Source organism: Paraglaciecola sp. IT1134 (assembly GCF_058068185.1).
In genome coordinates this window covers 1286441-1298464 of record NZ_CM176486.1, presented here as the reverse complement: position 1 = coordinate 1298464, position 12024 = coordinate 1286441, and the positions used below count along the sequence as shown (strand labels likewise).

Below are 12024 nucleotides of genomic sequence, written 5' to 3'. Positions count from 1 at the left end.
GCAGATCTATTTTTCGGTGTAAGACTGTTTTAAATACCAACGCGCCACAATTGGAAACATTTTTATTATTGTCATTGAAGCTTTTAAGCAGGGGCTGGTGTAAGCAACATGGCGGGCAGTGCAGCTATTCCCTATATATTGAGGGGCGGGCCCTATGCTCAGCAAGTATTTATTATTGCTCTGAGGGTAATTTTAAAACACATACAACTAAGTTAAACGCCAATATATCGTCAGTTCGGCCTCCAGCATCCATTGTTGACGCAAACCTGCACGTTGATTGAGTATCAGCTCTAATAACGCTCGCCAACCCGTTGGGCACTGCTGGCGAAGCTTTTCTCTAAATCCTAACTGTTTGTCAGGATAATGATGCCTAATCAAACGACTTATTAACCAAGCTTGAGTGGGCAAGAGTAATCCGTGATAATGACCGCTGAGGGCTATGCGCATTCCGGCTAAATCCAAATCGCCGAAATAAAACATAGGCGCCTGGGGTTGTTCAGAGAACCATCGAGCCCGCAACGCTTTACACGCAGTGGAGTGTACTTTGTCACCGCGATACACCACCAACATATTATGTAATGCACTTGGTTTATTGAATTTATGCCAGTCATTGAAACTGTCGCGGTTTTCGATGACCACCAAGGTGTCGTAACGGGAAATTTGCAGAGTATCAACATCCACTTCGATATTGCACTGTGGGCTGGGATAAAAGGTCTGATTAAATACCTGGCACAATTCACCTTGCGTAACGGCCACTAATAGAAGATGGGCGGTGGGGCGGAGTTGAGCGCGTTTTTCATTAACATCAACCCGCGCTGCTTCGACTCTATCCAACTGGCGAAAATCCGTATCTAAGGGACTGAAGCCTTCCGCGATCAACCTTTCCTCAATTTGAGCCATGCCCTTTAGAGAAAATTGATATTGTTTAGGGCTGATTAACCTACCGGGTACAATCTCAGCGTGATCGCACCAAACAAGTATTTCTTGTGTAGACAGTAGATTAGGGGCGCATTTCGCTGCATCTGTCATCATCAAACTATCACGTTGCCCCTGCAATTTCTTGCGCGCCCTGGGGCTTAAATCAATCATCATCAGGCTGCCTGGAAATCCCCGAAAACACTTAAACCTAATTGCACATCTTCGATAATTTGCAGCTGGTTAAACTGGCTGTGCTGACGGGTAATTTTTTGCAGATGAAAACTTTGTTTGCTCACCGACGCCATACTTTCATACTCAGCAACCACCTGGAATAACCAGATTTCCGCATCCCAGGACAAACTATGCTGTTGTAAGTACCCTAAGGCACTTTGCATCTCGGTACTATCGACCACGGCGATGAAAAGGTTTTCAACATCTGTGGCCAGAGCCTTTTGGTGATTAGCCACCGTACTTTGCTCTTGGGTACTGAAGCTCTCTTGTTCCGGGCTTTGCTGCATAGGCTGCAACGGTTCTCGGGGAATGTGCCTGACCAGTTCAGCCAAAACATGGTTATCTTGGGCCCGATCCAGGGCAATAAATCCTTGAGGAATGATCCCCGCGGCTTGATTGACTATTTTGGGCACATGACTACGGTTGGGATAATCCCCCACCTGAAAGTTGGGGTGCTGGCGTAAAAACGCACTCATGCGACTAACCAACTGTGCGCGCTCCTGTTGTAAGCGAAAACGCCCCATAAGCAAAACCAGACGTTTTTGCACTTCCAGCAACGAGCCTGAGTGTTCAGATATGCGTGCTTGCAACTGACTGACCAACAGCTTGCGCAGGGCACCGTCACTGCCTGCTAATAAGATCAGCTCATCAAAGTTAATTACCGCAAACCCGTCCAGTAGCCTGCGCAGCTGCTTTTGCGCCAGTTCTATTTCGCGGATCTTGTCATCCAGGCTACTGACAAAGCCAAACTCTGTATTCAGACGGTGCCACAGACTCTCTATGGCTTCGCCAAATTGCCCCACCATATCGTGTACTCGCTCGGTGAGCAGTTGCATATGATGTTCACTTGCCCCGTAGTCCGCTTTTTGTCTGGCGGCGAGGAAAGATTGTACCCGGGTGTGGATTTGATCCAGATGTTCTGCCACGTCGGAATTAATTTGGCGTTTACGCTCATCCTGGGTCAGGCTGGCGATCAATTCACTCACATTGGGCCGCAAACTTAACGGCTGCTGCTCATCCGGGCGCCATAATATGCGCGCCTGCATCAGTTTTTCCAAGGTATTAGCGCTAAACTGTCCTTCATCTATATGCCCTGTGGCATAGCTCTGCATCAAGGCTTCTGCATGTTTACCCAGCAAGATTAGGCGCTCCCGTCCTAGGGCAACGATGGGGTTTTGTTCAATCCCCTGGCCTTTGATGCTCAAAACATCGCTCCTTGGTCGGGAATGTCCTCATCTATCGGCAAATTTTCTTCGTCTTTGATAAAACGCACCAGCTCGATCAGTTGTTCAATTTTACCGGTTACTATATAAAACAAGCGATCTTTATGGGGTTGGTATAAATAACCCATTTCTTTAATGCGTTTAAAAACCTGCTTGATTTGGGTATCTGCCTGCTCACTAACGGATTTAAAATTTCGATCTGTGGCCAACTGCGTCAGGCGCTGACGCAGCGATTGATTGTCTTCCACCTTAAGGGAAAATTCCTGTAATTTGATAGTGTCTCCCGCAGTCAGGGCGCCGTCGCGCCCTAACGCCTCTTGCACCAGTTGCATCCATTCCAACATGGGTAACAAAGACTGGATCGTCAGATTAAACTGTTGGCTAATCCGCTGTCTGGCGTTGTCGTTGAGATCATGGTAGGCCAAAAAATACACGCTGCCATCTTCGCTTTGGGCAATGCGTCGATTTAGGGGCCGTAAGAAATGATTAAGCTCGTCACGCACGTTTTCGTCTTGCAATTTATGGTAAGCATGTTCGTCGGTGACGCCGCAAATATATGCGCCTTCGAGCAAACGTTCCAGTAAAGGGCCATGTTCTATCATGCACTTTTCTCCTGAGCTCGGCTTTGTTGCAAACGTTGGGTAATACGACTTAACTTGGGTTCGATTTTCTGCAACTCTTGTTTCTGTTTATCGATTAAATAACGATGTTTGAACAACATTAACACTTCGGATTCAGGATTGGGGAAGGCTCCTAGAATGGCGATATGATTACCGTCACAGGCGCTGAACAATTTTTCCACATTGTGATAAGCCAAGGTACCGATTTCATCAATCGGCCAATGCACCGTGATCTGCGCCTTATTACGTAATAAACGGGTAAAGGCCAGTAAAAATTTGCATAAGATCAGGTACGCCATGCCGTGACTGGAAGATTCAAGCAGTTGCCGATCATTTTTGATCACCAAATCTGACCCGCCCTCGTTCAAATGTAGCTCCAGGCGTAACAGTGATTCAATGGAATAGTTGGTGTCATTGGGCAACACCTCTACTACATCCGCCAGGCTGTCGAGGTAGTCTTCGTGAGGTAAAAAATCACCGGATTGTCGCCACTGGGTATACTGATTGGAAAAACGGCGCAAGGGTGTCCAAAAATTCAGTTCATCCACGGTGGATATAATTTTGACCTCTGAGCGGGCGATGCCATCAAGTACCAGGTCATCTGCCACCTCATCCGTAAGCCGCTTGCTTTGCAGGGATATCTTGCGATTGATGTCACTAAACACGGTAAAGAATTTATTTAGATCCCCCCCAATGGTTTCTCCCTGTTCAACTATCTGGCGCTGACGAGAGTCCAGAATACTCAGCAAACGCCCGAGTATGGGCAGTTTATCCCGGCTGTCGGCATGTTCGTCCAACTGCATAAAACTTTGGTTCATGGTATCTAAAAAATCACGCCCGGAATCTTTGCCCAAGGCAGCTTCAAAGGCATCTAGTAACTCTTTTAATTTACGTTCGGCCCGACTACGACTCTCCAGGGTTTCATTGCAGCGTTGCAGTCGTTCTTGTATATCGCCAATCTGAATGTCTTGCTGTTGGGTGCCACTAAAACTCAAGACCAACTGATTAAGTTGGTTAACCATAGGCTCAATATCGGCCAGCAGACTCACTAAGCCTTGTACTTTTTGCTCGGCAGACGCGGCTTGTTGGGACAGGTTATTCTGGTTTTGTTGGTATTCGCTTTTAAGGGTAGTTAAACGCTGTTTAACCTGTTGTTGTTGAGACTTTAGCGCGGTTTCTTGCTCAAGCAACTCGGGGCGCTGCTGTTGCCACTCTGTTTGCATAAAGATATGGTACTCGCGCAACTCGTCGCGCCGGGAGGTAATCCGCTGAATATCATTTTGCAACTGTTCACTTTGCTGTTTCAGTTGTTTGAGGGTATTGGGGTCAATGTCCTTATTGGCCAGTTCTTGATTAAAGGCATCCTGCAACTGCTTGATTTGTTCGCGATTACCGGCGCGTTTGTCGTCAATTTGGCGTTCTAGCTCATGTAGGGTTTCGTCAAACAAGCTCAGCTCCGCTGCCCAACCGGCTTTAAATTCAAGCAATTGTTCTTCAAAATCTGATTTTAAATTGGTCAAGGCCTGGCTTTTATCGTCCAAGGTCTTAGTTTTTAACTGCTGTTGTTCCCCTAGTGCATCTTTGGCCTTTTGTGCTCGCTGACTCAATAGCTGTTTATGTGACTCTGCCAGGCGCTGTTTGCTGGTTGTGGCAAATTGAGTTTCTTGTTCTGCGGCGTCAAACAGTTGGCTGTGCTGCAGCATCTTGTCTCTTAACCGTTCAGTTTCTTGATGCTGCTGGGCAAAGACCGCTTCAATTTTCTGTTGAGCCTGTTGCGTTTGTTCCAGACGCGTTTTGGCCTGCTCCAGGCGATCCCTCAAGGCTAATTCATCCTGGGCGTAATCCGGTGCATCAATCACGCTAAGATCAAGTGTTATGCCCAGCACACTGTTTTGCTCGGCGACCAAATGAGGTGCCAGATCTTTGCGTTCTAACAAAGGCTCATGGATCAATTTACCTATGCCCTGCTCCCATCCCGGCTGAGTGTCACGCAAAAACTGGCGTAGACTGTCCGGTTCCGGGTTTAACTGTTTAAATAAGTGCTGCAGTTGATCTTTGGCCTGACGACTTTGCTGGCGCCCTTGATTGACCTCTTTGTCTATGGCATCACGGTTTTGCTGAGCGTGGCGGTGAGCTTGCTCTGCCTGGTTTTTTGCCGCGGAGCATTGCTGCCAGTTACGCTGTGCTAGCGCCAGACGGGTTTCAGCTAATTCTCGATCATCCTGCTCCTGTGCATTGAGCGTGGGGTGTTTGACTTGATACTCCAGTTGCATGATTTGCTGCTGTAACGCCTGCAAAGCCTGCTCGAAGTTTTGTGCTTGCTGATCTTTACGCTGATCGTACTGACTGCGTAATTCTCCTTCTTTGTTCTGTTGTTGCTGGCGCAGTTGTTCTTTTTGTTGATTGATGCCTTTAGCTTTAGTCTGGTTTTTGTGAGCCAAACGTTCTAAGGATTCCGCTAACTTAAGCTTCTGCTGCTCCAGTTGATTAGCGAGATCGTTGTGCTGGTCGATCAAAATCCGATACTGCTGTTGTTTTTCTTCCAACGTTTCACGCCAAAGCGGCAGATTGTCGGTATCTTTTTGCAACTGTACCAAATCAGAATCCAGGTACCTGTCGTACTGGCCTTGAATATTGTCTAACCTGGTATTTTTGGCACTGAGCTGGGCGTCATTTTCGCTTATTTCACTGTTAAGCTGATTCTCGTGTTGTTCGAAGGCACTTTTATCTTCCTGACGGCGTTTTTTCAGTTGACCCGCCTGTTCGCCGGCATCGGCCTTTTCGGTGGTTAGACGTTGTTTATCTGCCAGCAATAGTGGTTTTAACTGGCGCAAATGATGCTCAAAAGTGCTTAACTGCTCACCTTGGCGTTCAATACGTTGAAACTCTTGATGCAAACCTTGCAAACGCATGGTCTGACGCATTTGGGTTATCCAATCACGGGCTTTGGTATTTTTAACTGTGGTAGTAGGCTGCACTAAACCATCTTCTTCAAAGATGGCGGCCAGCATAGTACGCAGCGTATCCATCTTACCTTCTTTGGCATGCACCGCGCTGACCAGTTTTTCCATATGCCGGATACGATGTTTGGCCGCCACCAGGCTATAACGCCCGGCCAATTGGCGCAATTTGGTATTTTCTTTTCTATTGGCTAAACCAACAGCGGGATCATTTTGAATAATACTACGATATTCACTGGTGGCCTGAATTTTAGGTGAATAGTCAATATTGAGCTGTTTGAGCTGTTTAACCCACTGTTCAGGCAACATGGCTTGGGCCTGATGGTTATCTCCTTCAAGCAACAATTGCTCACTGGCATAAGCTGAATCGACAAAGCGGTATTGCACCCCTTCGCTGCCTTTACGGGTTAATACCACCTGACAGAGCTGACCTTCTTCACGCTGATATTCGTAAATCAGATAACTATTGTTGTGGGGTAAATAGAACTCGTCAAACTTTTTACGGGTTTTCGGCACCACTTTACTAGGTAGCTCACCATAAAATACCGGAACGAGACGCTGTAGCGTGGTTTTACCTGAGGCGTTGGTGCCACAAATATTGCTGTGGCCATTAACATCAAGCTCAACAAAACCGGGCAGATGACAATTAATCAGAATAATACGGTGTAACCCAGGCATAAACTTCCTTCAATCACGGGTTTAAGCGGCTGTTCAGCACGGCTGCAAAGCTCACTGTAAATCACTTATTTTACCCAGTTTTCAGCGTTTTTAATACCTTAGTTAAAGGCTAAATTGAACAACGCTGCTAGAAACCTGGGAGAAACTCAAGGGTCTAAAATTCTGAATTTCCCTGGCACGAACTAAAAGGCAAGAAACTCAGTTATTATCAACCGAGATACCTAGTTCGATCCCGGAAATATTACCGATGTTTACTTATTCGCTCTACCTGCATTGCAAACGCCGTTTAAAAACAGGCTTAGCCTTGTGTTTATTTATGTTGTTAGTCTGTTATCAAGCCGTAGCTAACAAGCAAATTGAATCGGGCATTGTCAACGCCCGGATCCTGACCTCGGCGGGCCCCATAGAAATAGAACTCTATGTACAGCAAGCACCGCTTACCGCTGCCAATTTTATGCATTACATTCAGGATACAGCGTTTGAGGGCGGTGATTTTTACCGGGTGGTCAGAGCGGACAATGATCAGGGCGATCCCAAAATTGCCGTTATTCAAGGGCGGGCTAACCCGCAACACCAAGATTTTTCGCCGGTCCCCCTGGAAACTACGGCACAAACTGGTCTGCTCCATCTGGATGGCACGCTATCTATGGCACGGGGAGAGCCTGATACCGCCACCAACGAGTTTTTTATTTGCATTGGCTCACAACCCGCCCTGGATTTTGGCGGCAAACGTAATCCAGACGGCCAGGGATTTGCGGCTTTTGGGCGAGTCATTAAAGGCATGGAAGTAGTCAAAAATATCCAGCAGACTCGCCAGGTAGCAGAGGTGGACAATGCTTACGTAGTCGGGCAAATATTAGCCAGGCCTGTCAAAATCATAAATATCGAGTTAATCAGAGATACTGACTAAACAGGGCTAACTTCAATGCAAAAAAAACCATGCGATGCATGGTTTTTCAATTCCTATAACTACGGTCCTAAGAGGCTTTGGGGTAATCGATATAACCCTCGGGGCCCTGAGTATAAAAAGTGCCTTGGTCTGGCTCTGTTAAGGCAATATTTTGGGCAAACCGCTTGGGCAAATCTGGATTACTGATAAACAAACTGCCAAAGGCAATGGCATCTAAAGTGCCTGCAGCCAGCGCCTGGTTTGCCTCACAAAAATCATAACCCATGTTGCCGATAAGGTTGCCGGTATAATGTTCCCGGGCAACACTGAGCACATCAGCGTGCTGTTGCTGGAGAAAATCCGCACGCATCAAATGCAAATAAGCCAAATTTCGCCCATTGAGTTGTTTGGCTAAATATTCAACCAGACCTTTAGGGTCGTCATCCCGCATACTATTAAAGCTATTAAGCGGTGATATTCGCAGCCCTACCCGTCCGGCTCCTAGGACATCAACCACCGCATCGACCACTTCCAGTAACAGTCTGGCGCGATTTTCAACCGAGCCGCCATAATCCCCTGTGCGCAAATTAGCGCTAGCACGCAAAAATTGGTCAAGCAGATAGCCGTTTGCTGCGTGTATTTCAACGCCGTCAAAACCTGCTTTTTCGGCATTTATCGCCGCCTGTTTAAAAGCTTGCACCACAGCGGGTATCTCATCTGCGTTAAGCTCTCGGGGCACTTCGTAAGGCTTTTTACCATCAGGAGTGTGTATTTCATCATCAATGGCAATCGCAGAGGGGGCAACCGGCTGGGCGCCGTCATTTAAGCTCGAATGACAGGCTCTGCCACCATGCCAGATTTGTAAAAAGATCTTGCCCCCATCCTGATGAACCGCCTGGGTGACGTTTTGCCAAGCAGCAATTTGTGCATCGGAATATATCCCGGGTTCATTGATAAAGGCAGAGTTGCCTTGGCTGATCATAGTCGCTTCGCTGATAATCAAACCCGCAGAGGCGCGCTGGGCATAATAGGTTGTCATAATGTCGCTGGGCACATGACCCTTTTCCGCTCGGCCACGAGTTAATGGGGCCATAATAATACGATTGGCCAGGGTCACATCACCCAGTTGTATAGGATCAAATAAATTGCTCATGAAAACTCCGTAAAAATACCGGTTAAAAAGTTAGTTGCTAGTGATATTGGGACAATCCTCTGCCTTACTAACGCATTAATTCGCTGTTAAAGTTCGAATAAATAGAATATTTCAACCTTTATCATGCCCGTGGCGGCGCATTCTTATTGTTAGAAATTGATCAAATAGGCCGATAAAGCTGTAGTATTTGATACGCAACTAATAAAGGATAATTCTGTTCGGCTTTTTCAAATCAGACCCTAGTAAAAAGTTACGTAAAACTTACGCCCAAAAATCCACTCAAGCCATGCTGGCGCAGCGTAAAGGAGATATGCGCAGTTACGCTACATTAACCGCAGAGGCAGAAGCGCTGTGGGAGAAAATTCAGGCGCTAGAGATCAACAAAACTTAAAAATTCAGCTGGGCGAGTAGCAATATCTCTAGACCGAAATAACGCTCTAACCTTGTGCAGGCTTAACAGCTCCGCCGCTACTTAGCGATCACTCCTGCGGCGTAAAATAGTTGCATGTGCACATCTACCAGAGCGGCAATATCACGTTGATAGCCCCCACCTATCACGGCGGCAACGGGTAACCCCTTAGCCCGGCAAACATCAAAGACCAGTTTATCTCGCTGGTATACCCCATGAGTTGAAATATCCAGGTGGCCCAAATCGTCATTCACATGAATGTCCACACCAGCATCATAGATCACGGCATCGGGCACAAAGGTATTTAGTGCCAAATGCAAAGCGCTATCGACTGTGTCTAAATATTCTGAATCTGCTGTTCCTTTGACTAATTCAAAGTCCATATCCGATAATTGTTTAATATGAGGAAAGTTTTTTTCTGCGTGGATCGACACAGTAAAAATGTGAGGATTATTCGCCGCCAATTTGGCTGTGCCGTCTCCCTGGTGCACATCACAATCGTAGATTAAAATCTTATCGATGCCGGGGCTCTGCAACATGTTAAGGGCCGCTACATACAAATCATTAAACAAACAAAAGCCGGAACCAAAATTGGCAAACGCATGGTGATACCCTCCTGTCAGGTTGATTGCCGTGCCTGATACCAAAGCAAGTTTGGCGGTCAACACAGTGCCTGCCACCGCAGTCAATGAGCGTAGAATGAGTTGTTCAGACCAGGGAAAGCCGATGCGCCGCATCGCCTCGGGGGTGAGATGTCCCTGGCTAAGTTGCCTGACATAATCCGGGCTATAAACACTAGCCAATTCTTCCCAACACAACGCTTGGGGCTGATTGAACGCCGTATCGGCGACTCCGAACTGCCCTAAACGATCCCTTATGCCCTGATATTTTTCAATAGGGAAACGGTGCCTGTGGGGCAAGCTAAGCTGGCTGTAAATAGGGTGAAAAACCAGCGGGATAATGCTTGATAATGAATGATCCATAGACTGCCTATTACACACTAATCCCCTTGAAAATCTAGTGAATATTGTCTGTATTAAACCAGGCAGTTACTAAAGGCTTAGAATATCGTATCTTATAGACGGGCGATGTTGTGCCTTTTCCCAACCCATGCCATTAGTTTTCAAGGAGTTCTTTTGCTACTTAATTTATCCCCTAATCAAGCCCGTGTTATCGGTGTCATGCTCGAAAAAGAAGTGACGACACCGGAGCAATATCCCTTGTCGCTCAATAGCCTCACCAACGCGTGTAACCAAAAGAGTAATCGCGAGCCTGTCATGGATCTCAGCGAGTCACAGGTACAGGCAACGCTGGATGAGCTTAGTGAAAAAAAACTCATCCTGGAGCAAAGCGCAAGCCGGGTAATCAAATACAAACACCGATTTTGCAATACCCAGTTCAGCGATTTGCAGCTAAGTAAACAACAAGTCTCTCTCCTCTGTGTATTGTTATTACGCGGCCCGCAGACCCCGGGAGAACTTAGAACCCGGACCCAGCGTTTGGCGGGATTTGCCAATGTTGACGAGCTCGAAGGTGTGCTCAATACATTACAGGATATCGATGGGGAACAACTGGTCAGGCGCCTTGAGCGAGAAGCAGGTAAACGTGAAGCCCGTTACATACAACAATTTTGCCCTATGCAACCTGACACAAGCAACTCAGTAATCGAGACACAAGGCAAAGATGGAGGTACGTCTGTATTGAGAAGGGGCGCCCCTTTAGATAGTAATGATTTGGAGCGTATCGCCGCGCTGGAATCTGAGGTTATTGACCTTGGCAAACAGATTGACGAATTACGCCTGATGATAAAGATACTAGAAAAATAAGATGATAGAACCCGGCCTTGTGCCTGTTTACAGGTTAGGCCGAACGTTTAATTAAAACCTGTCTTTACAATTTTTGTAAATAATTGTCCAAGCCTTGTTTAGACCCTTTCACCGCCTCCAGTGGGGCCATGTCATTAGGATATTCTTCTTGTTCGATAACAAACCACTGAGTTCCACCCACTTCGATATTTGCCCGGATGAGTGCCAGCCAGTCGGTATTGTCTTGACCGATAATCGGCAATTTACCCAAACTATCTTGGTTATCTTGGCTAAGTTTCGCTTTGTAATGTGTGGTTAGTGTACGTCCAGGGTAGCGTTTCACGTACTCAACTGGATCTTTACCAGCGTAACGTGTCCAGCCAACATCTTGCTGTAAAACTACGTTTTTATTGGTCGATTGGGCAATAAAGTCCCAAAAAGTGGCTTTTTCAAACTCGTTGAATTCCTGAGCATGATTGTGATAACCGATCAGCATGTCGTGTTTTGCCAGTTTTGCTGATAATTGATTAAGTTCTTTTACGAGTTGTGTTATCCCGGCCGGGCTAAACGCACGTTTGTCATAAGGAATGATCAGTATCTTGCAGCCTATAGTTTGATAAAACGCGACTGTACTGGCAAAATTATCGGCATCAAGTTTGGCAAAGGGCACGTGGGCACCACTTACCTGTAAACCATTACTATCAAGAAACACTTTTAATGCTTTGGCTTTGTCGACATAGGGACCAAATTCACCCGCAAATTCAACACCATCAAAGCCCATGTCCGCCAAAATGGTTAAGGTTCCATCGAAATCCCGCTGTACTTCATCTTTGACTGACCATAGTTGGACACTAATCCTGGGGAGCTTAACTGACTCGGTCTGGCGAGACCCGGTCTGGCGAGACGCGGTCTGACGAGACGCGGTCTGGCCGGATTCGGTTTTATTGTCGGTGCAAGATGTTATCCCCAGCAGTATTAGCCCCAGGCATAAAAAGTTAGTAAATAGATTAGCTTTCATCATGTTCCTATGTTGATTGAATTAATACATTTCAGCCTAGTGTCTGTGCCGGAATGACTATCGTTGCAAGGTGTAGGCTACACCTTACCCAAGATAGCGACCTTCAGACTGTAAAAAAAT

Annotated in this window: 10 protein-coding genes; 3 read left to right on the top strand and 7 right to left on the bottom strand. The window is 46.6% G+C overall.

Annotation, left to right across the window (positions count from 1 at the left end):
• Positions 1–207: 207 nt before the first annotated feature.
• The 4 genes from AC3RV5_RS05610 to AC3RV5_RS05595 are packed head-to-tail and all read right to left on the bottom strand — an operon-like array spanning position 208 to position 6630.
• Positions 208–1092, bottom strand: a complete 885-nt coding sequence (locus tag AC3RV5_RS05610) for a DUF7281 domain-containing protein (RefSeq protein WP_489730976.1) — start codon at positions 1090–1092, stop codon at positions 208–210.
• A complete protein-coding gene (locus tag AC3RV5_RS05605) occupies positions 1092–2354 on the bottom strand; it encodes a hypothetical protein (protein ID WP_489730975.1) in 1263 nt (420 codons plus the stop codon). Before AC3RV5_RS05605 ends, AC3RV5_RS05610 begins: the two co-directional genes overlap by 1 nt.
• Entirely contained in the window at positions 2351–2974 is a 624-nt protein-coding gene (locus AC3RV5_RS05600; RefSeq protein WP_489730974.1) for a hypothetical protein, read from the bottom strand. Before AC3RV5_RS05600 ends, AC3RV5_RS05605 begins: the two co-directional genes overlap by 4 nt.
• Positions 2971–6630: an ATP-binding protein gene (locus AC3RV5_RS05595; RefSeq protein WP_489730973.1), complete on the bottom strand. Its 3660-nt coding sequence runs from the start codon at positions 6628–6630 to the stop codon at positions 2971–2973. The genes AC3RV5_RS05600 and AC3RV5_RS05595 overlap by 4 nt, the downstream gene beginning before the upstream one ends.
• 247 nt (positions 6631–6877) lie before the next feature.
• On the opposite strand from AC3RV5_RS05595, the gene AC3RV5_RS05590 reads away from it, so the two are divergent.
• Entirely contained in the window at positions 6878–7540 is a 663-nt protein-coding gene (locus AC3RV5_RS05590) for a peptidylprolyl isomerase (protein WP_489730972.1), read from the top strand.
• A 67-nt stretch (positions 7541–7607) separates the two neighbouring features.
• On the opposite strand, the gene AC3RV5_RS05585 is transcribed toward AC3RV5_RS05590, so the two are convergent.
• Entirely contained in the window at positions 7608–8672 is a 1065-nt protein-coding gene (locus AC3RV5_RS05585) for an alkene reductase (RefSeq protein ID WP_489730971.1), read from the bottom strand.
• A 214-nt stretch (positions 8673–8886) separates the two neighbouring features.
• On the opposite strand from AC3RV5_RS05585, the gene AC3RV5_RS05580 reads away from it, so the two are divergent.
• Positions 8887–9063 (top strand): DUF6435 family protein, encoded by a 177-nt coding sequence (locus AC3RV5_RS05580; RefSeq protein ID WP_489732101.1) that lies wholly within the window; start codon positions 8887–8889, stop codon positions 9061–9063.
• Between the two features lie 77 nt (positions 9064–9140).
• On the opposite strand, the gene AC3RV5_RS05575 is transcribed toward AC3RV5_RS05580, so the two are convergent.
• Positions 9141–10064, bottom strand: coding sequence for a histone deacetylase family protein (locus AC3RV5_RS05575; protein WP_489730970.1), 924 nt, complete (start codon positions 10062–10064; stop codon positions 9141–9143).
• A gap of 153 nt (positions 10065–10217) precedes the next feature.
• On the opposite strand from AC3RV5_RS05575, the gene AC3RV5_RS05570 reads away from it, so the two are divergent.
• Complete coding sequence (locus AC3RV5_RS05570; RefSeq protein WP_489730969.1) at positions 10218–10907, top strand: YceH family protein; 690 nt, start codon at positions 10218–10220, stop codon at positions 10905–10907.
• Between the two features lie 64 nt (positions 10908–10971).
• Here AC3RV5_RS05570 and AC3RV5_RS05565 read toward each other — a convergent pair whose 3' ends face one another.
• On the bottom strand, positions 10972–11907 hold the full coding sequence (locus AC3RV5_RS05565) for a sugar phosphate isomerase/epimerase family protein (protein WP_489730968.1): 936 nt from the start codon (positions 11905–11907) through the stop codon (positions 10972–10974).
• Positions 11908–12024 lie beyond the last annotated feature (117 nt).

Excerpts from the sequence above, each read along its gene's own strand:
- AC3RV5_RS05585 (WP_489730971.1), bottom strand. The coding sequence starts at position 8,672 with ATGAGCAATTTATTTGATCCTATACAACTGGGTGATGTGACCCTGGCC.
- AC3RV5_RS05575 (WP_489730970.1), bottom strand. The coding sequence starts at position 10,064 with ATGGATCATTCATTATCAAGCATTATCCCGCTGGTTTTTCACCCTATT.
- AC3RV5_RS05565 (WP_489730968.1), bottom strand. The coding sequence starts at position 11,907 with ATGATGAAAGCTAATCTATTTACTAACTTTTTATGCCTGGGGCTAATA.
- AC3RV5_RS05590 (WP_489730972.1), top strand. The coding sequence starts at position 6,878 with ATGTTTACTTATTCGCTCTACCTGCATTGCAAACGCCGTTTAAAAACA.
- AC3RV5_RS05595 (WP_489730973.1), bottom strand. The coding sequence starts at position 6,630 with ATGCCTGGGTTACACCGTATTATTCTGATTAATTGTCATCTGCCCGGT.
- AC3RV5_RS05610 (WP_489730976.1), bottom strand. The coding sequence starts at position 1,092 with ATGATGATTGATTTAAGCCCCAGGGCGCGCAAGAAATTGCAGGGGCAA.
- AC3RV5_RS05600 (WP_489730974.1), bottom strand. The coding sequence starts at position 2,974 with ATGATAGAACATGGCCCTTTACTGGAACGTTTGCTCGAAGGCGCATAT.